The 15,407-nt window shown below is 63.8% G+C and carries 14 protein-coding genes; 3 read left to right on the top strand and 11 right to left on the bottom strand.

Going from position 1 to position 15,407, the window contains the following annotated elements; genetic code table 11:
• Positions 1-2: 2 nt before the first annotated feature.
• Together AC1RJY_RS09090 and AC1RJY_RS09095 are read right to left on the bottom strand one after the other, a co-directional pair.
• Positions 3-2,639: a trehalase-like domain-containing protein gene (locus tag AC1RJY_RS09090; RefSeq protein ID WP_498602167.1), complete on the bottom strand. Its 2,637-nt coding sequence runs from the start codon at positions 2,637-2,639 to the stop codon at positions 3-5.
• Between the two features lie 96 nt (positions 2,640-2,735).
• Positions 2,736-3,725, bottom strand: a complete 990-nt coding sequence (locus tag AC1RJY_RS09095) for an LLM class flavin-dependent oxidoreductase (RefSeq protein ID WP_011776335.1) — start codon at positions 3,723-3,725, stop codon at positions 2,736-2,738.
• Positions 3,726-4,003: 278 nt separating this feature from the next.
• On the opposite strand from AC1RJY_RS09095, the gene AC1RJY_RS09100 reads away from it, so the two are divergent.
• Positions 4,004-4,996 (top strand): ABC transporter substrate-binding protein, encoded by a 993-nt coding sequence (locus AC1RJY_RS09100; RefSeq protein ID WP_011776336.1) that lies wholly within the window; start codon positions 4,004-4,006, stop codon positions 4,994-4,996.
• 103 nt (positions 4,997-5,099) lie between these two features.
• On the opposite strand, the gene AC1RJY_RS09105 is transcribed toward AC1RJY_RS09100, so the two are convergent.
• On the bottom strand, positions 5,100-6,029 hold the full coding sequence (locus AC1RJY_RS09105) for a threonine/serine dehydratase (protein WP_498602168.1): 930 nt from the start codon (positions 6,027-6,029) through the stop codon (positions 5,100-5,102).
• A gap of 76 nt (positions 6,030-6,105) precedes the next feature.
• Here AC1RJY_RS09105 and AC1RJY_RS09110 point away from each other — a divergent pair, with 76 nt between their 5' ends.
• Both AC1RJY_RS09110 and AC1RJY_RS09115 read left to right on the top strand, forming a co-directional pair.
• Positions 6,106-6,549 (top strand): GNAT family N-acetyltransferase, encoded by a 444-nt coding sequence (locus AC1RJY_RS09110; RefSeq protein ID WP_238324393.1) that lies wholly within the window; start codon positions 6,106-6,108, stop codon positions 6,547-6,549.
• 72 nt (positions 6,550-6,621) lie between these two features.
• Positions 6,622-7,827, top strand: coding sequence for an FG-GAP repeat domain-containing protein (locus AC1RJY_RS09115; RefSeq protein WP_210065681.1), 1,206 nt, complete (start codon positions 6,622-6,624; stop codon positions 7,825-7,827).
• Between the two features lie 14 nt (positions 7,828-7,841).
• On the opposite strand, the gene AC1RJY_RS09120 is transcribed toward AC1RJY_RS09115, so the two are convergent.
• The 8 genes from AC1RJY_RS09120 to AC1RJY_RS09155 are packed head-to-tail and all read right to left on the bottom strand — an operon-like array spanning position 7,842 to position 15,307.
• On the bottom strand, positions 7,842-8,003 hold the full coding sequence (locus AC1RJY_RS09120) for a hypothetical protein (protein WP_011776340.1): 162 nt from the start codon (positions 8,001-8,003) through the stop codon (positions 7,842-7,844).
• Complete coding sequence (locus tag AC1RJY_RS09125) at positions 8,000-9,346, bottom strand: NtaA/DmoA family FMN-dependent monooxygenase (protein WP_011776341.1); 1,347 nt, start codon at positions 9,344-9,346, stop codon at positions 8,000-8,002. The genes AC1RJY_RS09120 and AC1RJY_RS09125 overlap by 4 nt, the downstream gene beginning before the upstream one ends.
• Before the next feature lie 9 nt (positions 9,347-9,355).
• Positions 9,356-10,423, bottom strand: coding sequence for an LLM class flavin-dependent oxidoreductase (locus AC1RJY_RS09130; protein ID WP_498602169.1), 1,068 nt, complete (start codon positions 10,421-10,423; stop codon positions 9,356-9,358).
• Positions 10,420-11,247 carry a DUF1684 domain-containing protein gene (locus AC1RJY_RS09135; protein ID WP_014922978.1) on the bottom strand — a complete coding sequence of 276 codons (828 nt, stop codon included), beginning with the start codon at positions 11,245-11,247 and terminating at the stop codon, positions 10,420-10,422. The genes AC1RJY_RS09130 and AC1RJY_RS09135 overlap by 4 nt, the downstream gene beginning before the upstream one ends.
• Positions 11,231-12,397, bottom strand: coding sequence for an LLM class flavin-dependent oxidoreductase (locus tag AC1RJY_RS09140; protein WP_498602170.1), 1,167 nt, complete (start codon positions 12,395-12,397; stop codon positions 11,231-11,233). The genes AC1RJY_RS09135 and AC1RJY_RS09140 overlap by 17 nt, the downstream gene beginning before the upstream one ends.
• Positions 12,394-13,413 carry an ABC transporter substrate-binding protein gene (locus AC1RJY_RS09145; RefSeq protein WP_498602171.1) on the bottom strand — a complete coding sequence of 340 codons (1,020 nt, stop codon included), beginning with the start codon at positions 13,411-13,413 and terminating at the stop codon, positions 12,394-12,396. Before AC1RJY_RS09145 ends, AC1RJY_RS09140 begins: the two co-directional genes overlap by 4 nt.
• An 8-nt stretch (positions 13,414-13,421) precedes the next feature.
• On the bottom strand, positions 13,422-14,345 hold the full coding sequence (locus AC1RJY_RS09150; protein WP_498602172.1) for an amino acid ABC transporter ATP-binding protein: 924 nt from the start codon (positions 14,343-14,345) through the stop codon (positions 13,422-13,424).
• Positions 14,342-15,307, bottom strand: a complete 966-nt coding sequence (locus AC1RJY_RS09155; RefSeq protein WP_011776347.1) for an amino acid ABC transporter permease — start codon at positions 15,305-15,307, stop codon at positions 14,342-14,344. The genes AC1RJY_RS09150 and AC1RJY_RS09155 overlap by 4 nt, the downstream gene beginning before the upstream one ends.
• Positions 15,308-15,407 lie beyond the last annotated feature (100 nt).

Genomic DNA, 15,407 nt, shown 5'->3' on the forward strand with positions numbered 1-15,407 from the left:
AGTTACTCCACGTCCGCACTCGCCAGATAGTGGTCCAAGAGCTGAGCGCAGCGGATGAAGCCCAGATGCGAGTATGCCTGCGGGTGGTTGCCCAAGTGTGTTTCCGTACCGGGATCGTACTCCTCCGGCAGCAAGCCCGTTGGCCCGAACAACGCCACCAGCTGGTTGAACAGCTCCAAGGCATCATCCAAGCGGCCAACGGCAAGGTACGCCTCGATCAGCCAGGTGGTGCAGATGTGGAAACCGCCCTCCAAACCCGGCAGTCCGTCGTCGTACCTGTACCGGAAAACGGTGGGCCCCACACGCAATTCCCGCTCAACGGCAGTGACGGTATCCAGGAAGCGCTGGTCCTGAACATCCAGCAGGCCCGAAAGCCCAACGTGGAGGACGGCGGCGTCCAGGTCAGGGCTGTCGTACGCCACGGTGTAGGACGCGGCGGATGAATCCCAGCCTTCGCGGAGGACTTCCTCGCGGATGGTTTGGGCAGTAGGCGCCCATTCTGCATGAGGCGAACGACCGTGCAAAGCTGCAGCCTGGAGGGCCCTGTCCAGCGTGACCCAACACATGACCTTGGTGTACACATGGTGCCTGGGGGGCCTGCGTGCTTCCCAAATTCCGTGGTCGGGCTCGTGCCAACGGGCAAGCACCGCATGGGCCATCTGCTCCATGAGGAACCAGTGCTCATCGGGCAGGAACCCGCGGCGCTCGGCAAGATCATGGATCAGCTCGGCGATGGGACCGAACACGTCCAGCTGCACTTGGTGGTCTGCCGCGTTGCCGATCCGGACCGGACGCGAGCCCGCATAACCGGGCAGGCTCTCCACGATTGCCTCCGTGGACAGAGGAGAGCCGGTCACCGAGTAGAGGGGGTGCAGCCACTCGGGCCCAGGAGCGTTCTGGAGGATGCCGTCCAGCCAGGCAAGGAACCCGTTGGCCTCCTGCGTGGAGCCCAACGACACCAGCGCATTCACTGTCATGGACCCGTCACGCAGCCAGCAATACCGGTAGTCCCAGTTGCGGGTTCCCCCGATGCCCTCAGGCAGCGATGTGGTGGGCGCGGCAAGCACGGCGCCGGTGGGTTCGTGGACGAGCGACTTCAGCACCAGCGCGGAGCGCCGCACCAATGACGTTTTGATGGTGGGCAGTTGCAGTGCCTTGATCCACTCCCGGGAGGACTGCCCGACGGCGGCACGCCGGTTTGGTTCGCCGTCCGGGTCAGCGGGTGGTGGCTCGGTGTCACCGCAGCGAAGGTTCAGCACCACAGGACCGTTGTCCAGGGGAATCTCGGCGGTTGCAGTGGCGTATTTACCGTCGCTGGTGATCATGAAGGTGACGCCTTGCGCGGAGAGGATGATCGGATCCGAGGTACCCATGATGTGGACTTCGTCGCCACGGGTCTCCATGCTGAAGGGCGCGTTGGCGTAATCAGGCCTGGGGGCAAACACCACACGTGCAGCCCCCGTTCCGGAGAGGACGCGGACCAGGCTGGTAATGCCTTCCGGCGCGGGCTCCAAGTAATCGGTCACGGTGACATCGGCCCAGCGGGTCTCCACAATCATGGTGTTGTCCACATAACGCTGCGCCAGCACCTGTGAGGCCTTCACCGGCTCGATGCTGAAGTGGCCAGCGGGCTCACCGCCAAGAATGTGGGCAAAAATCGACCCGGAATCCGGCAAAGGATGGCTCATCCAGCACACTTTGGCGTCCGGGGTAAGCAACGCGGTGGAGCTTCCGTTGCCGATCATGGAATGCCGTTCCAGGCCTACCGCGTCTTCGCCGAACAACCATGCCCGCCGAAGTTCGAACAACAAAGCCAGCACGCGGGCAAAGGCCTCCGGGTCCGGAAGGGTATGTGCCGCCGTCGTATCCCCCGGTCCCACGTGCAGGCCAAGGTCCGGTCCGCGCAGGGTGGCGATCGCTTTTTCGTCACTCTCGGCGTCGCCGGCAAAAAGTGCGGCGCTGACGCCCAGCCGCGCACGAAGCTGCTCCAAGGCCTGGCCTTTGGCCGGTTCCTCAACGGTCAAATCCAGCACCGTTCCATCAATGATGAAATACAGCCCGAACTCGATGGCTATCTTCTGCGAAACGAAGATCACCCGCTCCACTACCTCGGGAGTCGCCGGGCGGGTATGCACGGCAACACCCACGGGTTTGCGGACAACGCTGATGCCCTTCTCGGAAGCAACGGCTTCGGTCAACGCGGCGGCCACTTGTTGAAGCAGCTGCTCCGTGGCGAGGGAGAGCGTGTAGGCATAGCCCATGTCGAACTCCACGCCGTGGGACCCCACCAAGTGAACCTCTGCCGGCAGCCGGGACACCGCCGCCAAATCCCTCAGGGACCTACCCGAAATGATCGCGGTGTGCGTGTTGGGCAAGGCGGCCAGCGCACGGAGTGCCACAGCAGCACTGTCCAGCGGCAACGTTTCCGTGGAAACACCCTCAGCGGAGCAGAGCGTCCCGCCATAGTTGCATGCCACCAGCAGCCCGGGCACCCGGGCGAGTGCCCTGAGTTCCGAGAACAGCTCGGGCGTGATGCCATGCTGCGCGTCGGATTGGAGGACGGTCCGGAGGAGGCCAAGCGGGAGCGATTTCATCAGCAGTGCCGAGTCGGCCACTGCTTGGTTCAAGTGCGTAGGCATGGCGAATCCTTCCGAAGCGGATAGCTATAGTCTCCGCCCGGACGGTTTCGCTTGACTACCTAGTAGATTGCGAATGCGTAAAGCTTTTCCTTGGATTTATGCGCTCACAAGCCCGGCAACCTCGGCCAGCAGTTCCACGGACCGCAGGCGCTCTTCGGTGCCGATGCTCTGGTGGGCCACGATCAGTTCATCAGCATCAGCGAACGCCGCAAACTCGTCGAGGTAGTCGCGCACAACATCCTTGGTACCCACGGCGGAGAACTTCATCATCTGCGCGATGTGCTGACCCTGAGGGGAATCGAGCACCATGTCCGCTTCGTCATCGGTGAACTCGCGGCCGCCACCGAAGAACAGTGACACACGGGCCCGCTTCACTGCGAGATGGATGGCCTGCGCCTCGGCGTTGGAGTCCGCGGCAGTAACGTTCACGCCGGCGATCACGTGCGGCTCGGACAACTGATCCGAGGGCTTGAACTCGCGGCGGTAGACGGCCACAGCATCCTGCAGAGCGGCAGGGGCAAAGTGTGAAGCGAAAGCGTAGGGAAGACCCAACTGGGCGGCCAACTGGGCGCCGAAGAGCGAGGACCCCAGAATGTACAGCGGCACGTTGGTGCCCTTGCCCGGCGTCGCTTCAACACCTTGGATGCGGGTGGGCCCAGTGAGGTAGCCCTGCAGTTCAAGGACATCCTGCGGGAACCTGTCCGAGGACGTGTGGTCGCGCCGCAGCGCGCGCATGGTGTTCTGGTCGCTGCCGGGAGCCCGGCCCAGGCCGAGGTCGATCCGCCCCGGATGCAACGTTTCCAGCGTGCCGAACTGCTCAGCGATGGTCAACGGCGAGTGGTTGGGCAGCATGACACCGCCGGCCCCGAGGCGGATGGTGTTGGTGTGCGCGGCGACATGGGCGATCAGGACACTCGTAGCCGAGGACGCAATGGCGGACATGTTGTGGTGCTCGGCGTACCAAACGCGGCGGTAGCCCAGCTCTTCAGCCTTCTGCGCCATGGCCACGCTGCCCGCGAGACTTTCCGCCACCGTCTGGCCCTTCCCGATGGTTGCCAGGTCGAGGATGGAAAGAGGAACAGTCACGGTGGAGGCCTTTCGGTACGTTTCGCGGTGCCGCACGGTTGATTGCCGGCACTCTAGCGACAACGACGGCGGCACCCGGCTTATTTCTGTGAGTTGCGTCGCGCGGTGCCTCGGCTCGTGTTTTGTGACCCTGTTCGACGCCCGATTAACTGCCGTGAACCCCTGTATCCCCGCGTTTCGGACCACTTTGACCGCCTCCCACGGCTGCCGGATAGTTGCAGCCACGAGTACGCATCAGACCTCTCTGTCCATGATCAGGACAAACCCAAGGAGAACCAATGGCACGTTTTGCAGGCAAGACCGGCGTCACAGCGGCGCTGGCCGCTACCGCTCTGCTGGGGCTCGCCGCCTGCTCGGACCCGGGCGCGACGGCGGCAACGGGAGCGTCAGCCCCGGCGTCGAGCGCTTCTTCCAGCTCGTCCACGAAAGAATTCAACCTGACCCCGCAGCAGGACCGCATCAAGGTGACGGTGGACTCCGCAGCGGCTGCGCTGGTTCCGGACGCCATCAAGGCGGACGGCAAGCTGACTGTGGTGACCACCGGCGGCACTCCCCCGCTGAGCACGTTCGCCACGGACAACAAAACGCTGATTGGCAGCGAAGTGGACATTGCCTACGCCGTGGGCGAGAGCCTGGGCCTGCAGGTGGAAGTGCTGCCGGTAGCGTGGGCAGACTGGCCGTTGGGCGTCGAATCGGGCAAGTACGAGGCCGTTCTTTCCAACGTCACGGTCACCGAAGCGCGCAAGGAGAAGTTCGACTTCGCCACGTACCGCAACGACCTCCTGGGCTTCTACGCGAAGACGGACTCGGACATCTCCACCATCAAGGAAGCCAAGGACGTGGCCGGCAAGCGCATCATCGTCGGCTCAGGAACCAACCAGGAAGCCATTCTGGTGCGTTGGGATGAGGAGAACAAGAAGAACGGCTTGAAGCCGGTTGAGTTCCAGTATTACGACGACGACTCCGCCTCCCAGCTCGCCCTCCAGTCAGGCCGCGCAGACCTCACGTTCGGGCCCAACGCGTCCGCGGCGTACAAGGCAGCGAAGGACGGGAAGACCAAGGAAGTGGGCACGCTTGACGGCGGCTGGCCCCTGAAGGCAGAAATTGCCTTCACCACGCAGAAGGGCAACGGCTTGGCTGTGGCCGCTCAGGCTGCGCTCAACACCCTCATCAAGGACGGCAATTACGGCAAGATCCTGGATCGCTGGGGACTCGCCTCCGAGGCAATCCCCGCGTCCGAACTGAACCCGGCAGGCCTGCCCAAGAAGTAGGAACCGCTGTGGCAGGGCACCTGCCGACGCCGAATCCCCGCCGGACACCAACCGGCGGGGATTCTTGCATTCGCTGACCCAACGTGGGTGCGGCCGGAAGTGGTTAGAAGTGGGAGGGATCGGTGTTGGCTCCGCAGAGGATGACCGCCACCGTTTCCCCGTCGTTCGGTTTGTATGCCCCGGACAGCAACGCCGCGTAGGCAGCCGCAGCGCCGTGCTCCACGACGATGCGATGCTTCTCCCACAGGGCACGACGGGCCTGGACAATGTCCTCGTCCGAGACCAGCAGGCTTTGAACACCGGTGCGTCGGGCAACTCCGAAACCGATCTCCCCGATGCGCCGGGCTCCAAGGGAGTCCGCAGCAATTCCGGAGACGGCCACGTCCACAGGCTCGCCCTTGGCCAACGCGGTGTGCAGTGTGGGGACCGTCTCCGGTTCGACGCCCACTACACGAGCCCTGCCTTCGGCGGCTGAGGCAATGCCGCCCATCAGTCCACCGCCGCCTACAGCAACAAGAATGGTGTCGACGTCGGGCAGTTCATCCAAGAGTTCAAGCCCTACCCCGCCCGCGCCAGCCACGATCTCGGGCTGATCATAAGCGTGGCAATACACAGCGCCCTTCTCCTCGGCGAAGCGGATCGCGGCGGCGTAGGCCTCCGCGTATTCGGCGCCGCCTTGGACCACCTTGGCACCACTGGCGTACAGCTTGTGGACCTTGTTTGCCGGAGCCGACTCGGGAACGAAAACCGTGGCGGGGACTCCGAGTTTGGCGGCAGCGTACGCGTTGGCCAGGCCTGCGTTGCCGCCGGAGGCCACCACGATACCTACCGCGGGGTCCAGCTCACCGCTTTCCTTGGCCGTGAGCAGGCGGTTGAAGGCACCACGGGCCTTGAAGGAGCCGGTGTGCTGCATGTATTCGCACTTGAACCACAGGTGATACGGCTCCTGCTCGCCACTTTCCGCCAGCGGCGTATGCCGAACCCACCCGGCTGTCCGTGAGTACGCTGCTTCTACTTCTTCGCGTGTGACCATCGTGGCTGCACCTTTCGTCCGTTTCATCCTATGGTTTGCGTGGCCGCCTCGGACCCAGCCGAATAGGCTTGTTCACATGTCCGTCGACTTTGTCCTCCGTCCCTCCGTAGCCTCCGACGCCGCTTGGATTGCCGAACTTCGCGCCGTGGTGATGCGCCCGGACCTTGAGCGACTTGCCCGATGGGATCCGATCCGGGTCCGTGAGCGCTTCCTGAACGCCTTCCAGCCGGAACACACGTACGTCATACATTCCGATGGCGTGGACGCAGGAGTGATCGCCATCAGGCCCGAGCCGGATGCCCGGTGGATCGAACATTTCTTTGTTGCACCGGCCCACCAGGGCAAGGGGCTCGGCAGCGCTGTGCTGAGGCACGTCATGTCGGCTTCCGTTGACGAGCGGCCGTTCCGCCTGGATGTGTTGCAGGGAAGCCCGGCACGGCGTCTCTACGAACGGCATGGCTTCGTGCTGGAATCCGAGGACCCGATCGATGTCTTCATGATGGCGCCTGCCACCCCCTGACCCCGCGCCCGGAAGTGCGGTAACCTCAGCACACACCACGCGGCAACGACGCGATACTTTCCGGGGGGAAAAATGGGGATTCTTCGATCGCGCTCGTTGAGGCGCGCAGCTACCACCGCAATGGCATTGGGACTCTTGGTTTCCGGGCTGACTGCTGCCGGCCCAGCCACTGCAGCATCCCAGCCGACACCGTATATCGACGGCGTCCCTTACGTCGGTTCTGAGATGCGCCGCCAGTACAACTACGACTATTGGGGTTGCAGGAACCCGGACGGCTCCGGAGATGCGATCACCCTGGAGTGGTTGCGCAACGGCGAACCACTTCCTGCCGAGCGTCAGGGTGAAACTTTGCGTGTCCTCCCTGAGGATCAGGGCAGCCGCATCTCCTTGAGGGTGTACCCGCTCACTCCCGGCGAACCAGGCTGCCCCACCGGGACACAGCTGAGCGCCGAGACGAAGCCCATCAAAGCCTCCAGCCGCGCCATGGGCTGGACCGGGCGCGGCAATTTCGAGCCGCTGGCCCGCACACACGACGGCAGGCTCATCCTGTACCCGCGGACGTACACCTATTACAAAGGCATGTGCGAGGGGCCGTGCCCGGTCTATTTCGGCGCGTGGGATGAACCCCGGCAGGTCGGGGCGGGTTGGAATATGTTCAACATCGTTTTCTCTCCCGGAGATTTTGATGGCGACGGATTCAACGATCTCCTGGCGAGGAACGCCTCCGGCCAACTGTTCCTTTACCGCGGAGACGGAGATGGCGGTTGGCTTCCCACCCGCCAAGTAGGTGCCGGGTGGAACATTTTCGATTCCATCGTGGGTCCCGGGGATTTCAACGGTGACGGCACCAACGATGTCCTGGCCCGGAACGCGGGCGGTGACCTGTTCCTGTACCCGGGCAACGGAAACGGCGGCTGGCTCGCACCAAGCAAGGTGGGTTGGGGCTGGCAGGTCATGAACAAGATCATCCCCGGCGGCGACATGAACGGCGACGGCACCGTGGAGGTCTTCGGCCGGGACCACAGTGGCGGCCTCCAGTTGTACTCCGCCGACGGTCAAGGCGGATGGGGCGCCCAGGCGTATATGGGTGGTGGCTGGAATGACTTCCAGGATGTGGCGGGTCTGGGCAGTTACGCCCACCAGAAGTACAACAACCTTGCTGCCATCAATGGCAACGGCGACCTCGTGTTGTACTCCACTGGCGCCATGACCACCGGTCTCTACGGGCCCCAGGGTCCTGTCGGCAGTGGCTGGAACGTGTTCAGGGAACTGCTCTAGTTCCCTGAGCCGGACTAGAGCGGCTGGCTCCCTACCGTCAGTTGCAAACTGACCGTTCCGCGCGAAACGTCGACGACGGCGGCACTTGAGTCGCCGCCGTCGGGCGCTGTTCCGCGTCGGCCCGGCTGGAAGCCGAGCCGACGCAGCAACGTCTTCAGCAGGTGACCTGCCTTCATGAAACGTGCGCCGACTCTTCGGAGCGCACCGGCGTTTCCAGCCCCAGGTTTTCGCGCAGCGTGGTGCCGCGGTATTCCGTGGGGTAGACGCCGCGTTCCTGGAGCTCAGGCACCAGGTGGTTCACGATGTCGTCCAAACCCGTGGGGATGAGCCATGGCGAGATGTTGAAACCGTCCACCGCCCCAACCCGTGCGAACTCGGCGAGATGGTCGGCCACGGCGGTGTAGGAACCCGTGAACGTGGCGTCGATGCGAGCCGTTTTTGAAGTGACGAACTGGCGGATGGAGAGGCCCTTGTCCTTGGCCTCGGCCCTCCACTGATCGGCAAGCTGGCGGGCCTTGGCACCGTGGAAACCACTGCCGCGCGTTTCGGAGGTTTCCTCCACAACAGGATCAATCTCGGGAAGGGGACCGTCGGGATCATAGGAAGAGAGCTCCCGGCCCCAAAACTGTTCCAGGTAGGCAATAGCCTGCTGCGGACCGATCTGCAGGCTCCGGACCCAAGCCTTCTTCTCCTGGGCTTCCTGGTCCGTGGCGGCGAGGATGAACTCGCTGGCCGGCATGATCTGCACGGCGTTGGCACCGCGGCCGGCGGCTACGGAGCGCGCTACGATGTCGCGGCGGAACTCCACGGCGTCGTCGAACTTGGGGTGGGCGGAGAAGATCACGTCAGCCTGGCGGGCTGCGAAGTCGCGGCCGTCCGGGGAATCGCCGGCTTGGAAGAGCACGGGGCGGTACTGTGCGCTGCGCGGCAGGCGCGGGGTCACATCAACGGTGTAGTGCTGGCCTTCGTGGAGGACTCGTCGCGCAGGTCCGGTGGAAGTTTCCCACGAGTCCCAGATGCGCTTGGCGGTCTCCACGAACGCTTCGGCATGTTTGTAACGGTCGGCGTGGTCCAGGTATCCGCCGCGGCGGAAGTTCGCGCCGGTCCAGGCGTTGTCCGTGGTCACAATGTTCCACGCGGCCCGGCCTCCGGAGATCAGGTCCAGTGAGGACAGGCGGTGTGCGAGGTCCGCGGGATCGTTGTACGTGGTGTTTTGCGTGGCCACCAAGCCGATGTTCTTGGTGACTGCGGCAAGTGCGGCAAGCATGGTCTGGGCGTCAGGACGGCCCACCACATCCAGTGCATGGGGACGCCCGAGGTGTTCGCGCAGGCGGAGGCCTTCACCCAGGAAGAAGGCTGCGAACTTGCCGCGCTCGGCTGTCTGGACGATGTGGCGGAACGACTCGAAGTCCGTCTGCGAGCCTGATTCGGGAGCCTTCCAGATGGTGCCGGAGTTGACGCCCTGGAAAAAGATTCCGAAGTGGATGTGGCCGCTCGGCTGGAAAATGTCGCGTGTCATGGTGTTCCCCTACTTTCCGGCGGCAACAGCAGCCGCGGCAGTGGTCGAATAGCGGTTCTCCGCCGGAGCCAGCCCCAGCAGCTCACGGAAAGTTCCGTTCTGGACAGGCGCCTTCACGGAACCGCGGCGACGCAGCGCCGGGAGGACCAGCCGTGAAAGTTCTTCCAGCTCCACGTCCAGAACAGCTGGGTGAAGACGAACGCCGTCGGCTTCCTGGAGAAGTGCATCGAGCAACTCAGTAAGGCCGGCAGCCGAGCCCACAAACCGCGCAAGCCCGTTTTCCTGCAACTGGACCGGGCGTGAATCCGCAGCCTGCCCACGCGAGTCCAGGACGACGTCGAGCTCTGCCACAACGGCCACTGAAGCACCAAGCCGGGCCCTCACATCGCGGATCTCGGCAGCGAGGAGCTCCGGCGTCGGAGCGGAAACCAGCACGGCGTCCACCGCGTCAGCGGGCACCAGGCCCTCGCCCACCAATGACGCCGCGGCGAGCACGGGGAGTTGACCCTGCAGCGGCCGCGGGATGATGGACGGGCCCTTCACGGAGTAGCCAGTACCAGCGAAGTCTGCGGGAGTTTCGAAATCCGCGTAGTGCAGCTTGTCGACGTCGATATACCGCCCGGTGGCGACATCGCGGATGACGGCGTCTTCCTCCCAGGAGTCCCACAAGCGGCGGCCCACCTCAATGGACGCCGCGGCTTCCTGCGCCAGTGCCTCCCCCTGAACAAAAGAGCGTCCGACGGCGGCAGCAGCCTCGGGTGACTCAGCTGCGGTAGCGATCCACCCGGCACGGCCCCCGGACACATAGTCCAGGCTCGCGAGCTGCGTGGAGACGTGGAAAGGCTCCGTATAAACGGTATCCACCTCAGGGACCACAGCAATGGTCCGGGTCACCGGCCCGGCAAAAGCCGCGCGCTGGAGGGCGTTGGCCCGCCCGGCCTCCGGCGTGTCCTTGAAGGTTGCCGCATGGAAACCGGCGGACTCGGCCGCGAGGACGGCGGTGGCAAGGTTCTCATAACCCGCGCCGTCAAGTTCAATGGCCAGGAACCCGGCCTTGCGTTCTTCGAAGGTACTCACTGCTGATCCTGACGTTCGTAGGGAATCTTTTCGCCTGCTTCGATGGCCACGGGAAGCCGGTTTTCGGCGGGCGGCAACGGGCAGGTGGCGAGGTCGGTGTAGGCGCACGGCAGGTTCACGGCCCTGTTGAAGTCGAGCTGCACGGAGCCATCAGCGGCGGGGACCACGGACAGCGAGCGGTTGGCCGCATAGGTGGTCTTGCCGGAGGTCTGGTCGGTGAACAACACAGATAGTGACCCCGGCGCGTGGCCGTTGAACGCCGTCAGCGCGAGCTCCTCACCGGCCAGTTTGAAGCGAATCTCCCCCGGAGCTTGGTAGACGTGCTGGATGCCCTCGACGGCGGCACCCACCGTGGTGGGGCGCGGAGCCTCGAACGGGACAAAAGTGCCAGCCACAGCAAATGCAGCATTGGGCGTGTAGGCGGGCGTGCCTTGGTACTCCTGCAAGAGCTGATTCTGCGGGTTTCGGGGCCGGACGATGTACTCGCCGCCCCGCTTGGCCACCTCGATCACCGTGTCGCCGGAAACCAGGTTGATGCCACCGCGTTCCTCGATGGGACCCAATTCCACAGGAGTGCCGTTGTTCAGTTCCACGCCGTCCAGCAGCAGGCTTTCGCCCGGTTCCAGGACAACACGTACGACGTCGTCCTCCGCCTTCCAGGTGCCAGGCGCGCCTTCGAGTCGGCTCGCCTCGCTGCTGAGCCAGTGCAGGTGGGTCACGGCGAGGAAGCCATGCGGGTGGGCACGGTGCCGCTCGTGGGCGTCGTGCCATTCCTGCCATTCTTCGTCGAAGGATTCGAGTGCTGTATCAGTGTGCAAAGACATGGGCGTTGTCCGTCCTGTTGAAGGCATGGTCTGCGGTGACTGCTGCTGCGGCGTCGGGTTCTGTGGCCCCGGCAAATTCGGGTCGGCCCGCGAAGGGATCCCCGGCTTCCCACAGCGTGGTGGGCGCCGAGGCCCGGACGGCCGGGATGACCTCCAGCGCGAAGCGTTCCAGGATCTCCAGCTGCTGTTCGAAGGGCAGCGTGGTGGGCAAGGAAACGGACTGAAGATCGTGGTTGTACAGCGAGTGGTAGCTGAGAATCTTGTCGATGACCTGCTCCGGGCTGCCTACCAGGGCGGGCCCTTCGGCCACGGCGTGCTGGATGTCGCGGAAGGGCGAGTTGTTGCCGGGGACGTTGCGGTTGGCGGTCAAACCCTCGTACACCGGACCGTACTGACGGATGGCTTCCTGCGTGGTGTCCGCGATGAACACGCCACCAGCGCCACTTCCCGAGCCGAGGTACTGGTGCCGCGGATCGTGGCCGTAACGCTCGTACTCTTCGCGGTAGTGGTCGATCAGGACCTTGTAGTTCTCGCGGGGCTGGATGGCGTTGGCCGTGAACAGCGGGTCTCCCCACTTGGCCGCGAGCGCAGCGGATGTCAGGGTTGTAGCCGAGCCGTGCCAAATCCGGGGAGATCCTGCGAAGGGGCGTGGTGTCGTCGTCGTTGGTTCGGCGAGCGCGGGCCTGAAGCGGCCGGACCAGGTGACGCTTTCCTTGCGCCACAGCGTGCGCAGCAGCGCGTACTTCTCGGCCAAGAGGTCCCATTGCTCGTCCAAAGACAGGCCAAACAACGGGTACTGCAGAACTTCATTGCCTTTGCCGATCACCAGTTCCAGCCGGCCGCGGCTCAATTGGTCGATGGTGGCGTAGTCCTCTGCCACACGCACCGGGTCCAACACGGAGAGCACTGTGACGCCAGTTTGGAGGCGGATGCGGTTGGTGACGGCGGCAATCGCTGCGAGGACCGTCGTCGGGGATGACGAGACGAACTCACCGGCGTGGCGTTCACCCACTGAGAAGCTGTCGAAGCCGAGTTCCTCAGCCCGCTTCGCCGTCTCCACCACCTGGTTCAAGCGGTCAGCGGTGGAGACAATCTCCCCCGTCACCGGATTCTTCAGGTGGGGAATGATGTCCAGGACTTGGAACTTCATTTGCCGGTACCAAAAGTTGCTTCGGTGACTGTCTTGGATTCGGGGATGGCTTCCTCGGAGAGGCCCCAGCGTTCCAGGACTTTGCCGTACGAGCCGTCCTTGATGGTGGAGTTCAGGGCGTCCGTGATGGCCGGAGCCAGTCCGTTGCCCTTGAGGGTTGTGGCGGCGACGAGTGTTTCCGCGGGCCAGCCGGCGTTGACCTTGCCCACCACTTTAAGGTCATCCCGGGTGTTCTCGCGGTACGTCACCGATGGGTACGGTGCCAGGTTCAGGTCGGTACGGCCCGAAGAGAGGGCCAGGATGGTGTCTGCGTCGGAGGAGTAGTACTGCAAGGTGGCCGGTGCCTTGCCCTTGGCTTCGAGCTCCTTGTTCCAGGCCAGCAGGATCTTCTCCTGGTTGGTGCCGGAGCCCACGGAGATCTTCAGCCCGGAAATGTCGTCCGAGCCCTTGATGTCGTAGGTTGAGCTCTTCTTCGCCTCAAAGCCCATGTACGCGGCGCGGTAGGTGGAGAAGTCGAACAGCTTCACACGGGCTGCGTTGATGCCCACGTTGGAGAAGACGGCCTCGAAGTCGCCGGACTGGGTCTTGAGCGGCCAGTTCTCCCACGATGTCACTTGGAGGTCCAGTTCCAGCCCGAGCTTGTCGGCCACGAGCTGGGCGATGTCCACCTCCACCCCGATCGGAGTCTTGTCGTCCGTGGCGTGGAAGGACAACGGAATGGACCCCGCAGTGGTGGCAACGGTCAGCTTGCCGTCCTTGGCGATGGCTTCAGGAACAGCAGAAGCTGCGGCGGCGTCTTTCTCACCGCGGATGCGGTTCTGGTCCACGGACGTGTTGTAGACAATCCCGTTCTTGGCAGCTTCGGACTCCGGCTGGGCTGCCGACGCTCCAGGATCGGAGCACCCGGCCAGCACGGGAAGCACGACGGCGGGAAGTACAGCGAGTGCCAGGAGCCTGCCTTTAATTGAGCGCAGTTTTGTTTCATGAGCGGCGAAGCCGTGGGCAGTGCTAAGCATTGGGTGTCCTAGATGTTGAAAGCTGGTTCGATGACTTTGGAGAAGAAGCTGCGGGTGCGTTCCTCGCGGGGGTTGGCGAAGATGTCCTGCGGTGTGCCGGACTCCACAATTTGGCCTTGGTCCATGAAGACCACGGTGTCCGCGACATCCCGGGCGAAGCCCATCTCGTGGGTCACCACAATCAGCGTGGTGCCGGACTTGGCGAGTTCGCGGATGACGTCCAGGACCTCGTTGACGAGTTCCGGGTCCAACGCGGAAGTGGGTTCATCGAACAGGAGGATCTTGGGATCAAGTGCCAGCGCCCGGGCAATCGCGACGCGCTGCTGCTGGCCGCCGGAAAGCTGGCGCGGGTAGGCGTCGGCGCGGTCCTTCAAGCCAACCCTGTCCAGAAGTTCCAGGCCGCGTTTCCGGGCTTCGGCTTTGGAACGCTTCTGAGCCACGATGGGCGCCTCAATGACGTTCTCCAGCGCCGTGAGGTGCGGGAACAAGTTGAAGCTCTGGAACACCATGCCAATGTGGGTGCGCTGCTTGAGGATGTCCTTCTCACGAAGTTCGTGGAGCTTGTTCCCGCGGACTTCGTAGCCCACCAATTCGCCGTCAATGGTGATGTAGCCGCCGTCGACTTTTTCCAAGTGGTTGATGGTCCGCAGCAGGGTGGACTTGCCGGAGCCGGACGGGCCGACAATCACAGCCACCCCGCCTGGTGGGACGGACAAGGAGACGCCCTTGAGGACTTCGGTGGCGCCAAAGGACTTCCGGACATTGGTGATGTCCACTTGGCCGCGGGTAGCCGTCGTCGTACCGGGCCGTGCCGCTGTGGCGGCCCCTGCCGCCGTCGTGCCTTCCGGAGCCGCGGCCGAAGCGGCAGCCTGATTTTCCTCTGCGACCTTTGCCGCCGTTGCGGATTCTTTGCGTGCAGCGATGATGCTCATCGGGCGTCCTTCGTGGGAGAGGCAGCAACGTGGGTGGTGAAGAACTTACGGGCCTTCTGCAAGGGAGTAAGCGGCAGGGTCCGCAGGGCGCCCTTGGAGAAGTGGCGTTCGATGTAGTACTGGAAAACGCTCAGTACCGAGGTGATCACCACATACCAGAGCGTGGCGACCAGCAGCAGCGGAAGCACCTGCTGGGTCCGGTTGTAGATGACCTGGACCGTGTAGAAGAGCTCGGAGTAGGCAAGGACGTAAACGATCGAGGTGCCCTTGACCAAGCCGATGATCTCGTTGAACGCGTTAGGCAGGATGGCGCGCATGGCTTGCGGCAGCACAATCCTGGTGGAGCGCTTCCACGCCGGGATGCCCAGGGCTGAGGCAGCTTCGAGCTGACCCTGGTCCACGGACAGGATGCCGCCGCGGATGATCTCGGCGGAATAAGCGGCCTGGTTCAGCGTGAGCCCCAGGACTGCAGCTGCGAACTGGCTGATGAGCGTGGTGGTCTGGGCCTCGAAGAAGCGGACGTCCGTGAAGGGGATGCCCAGGCTGATCTTCTCGTAGAGGTAGCCAAGGTTGTACCAGAGCAGGAGTTGGACCAGCAGCGGTGTGGAGCGGAAGATCCAGGAGAACGTCCAGGACACCGAGACCAGCAGCGGCGAGGCGGACAGGCGCATGAGAGCCAGGATGAAACCGAGCACAAAGCCAAGGACACCGGAAATGGCAGTGAGCTTGAGGGTCTCGATGAGTCCGTTGACCACCGACTGGGCCGTGAACCATTCGGCCACCACGCCCCACTCCCAGCGCGGGTTGGTGACCAGCGACCACGCAATGGCTGCGACGCCGGCAGCTACCAGTACGGTACCCACCCATCGCCAGGGATGCCGGGCCGGGACCAGCTTGTACTCGGAGTAATCCGGGGTGGGCGGTGCAGTTTCCGCCGTGGCAGGCGGTGCGATTGCACTCATGCGCCACCTCATTTCAGATCGGTTGTTGTCTATCGGATGGCTGCCAATCTAGGGCCGCGCGAAACCCGGCAGCAAGGCGGGAATTTGCACTTCTTCACTG

It is taken from the genome of Arthrobacter sp. GW822-FHT05G07, assembly GCF_058799755.1.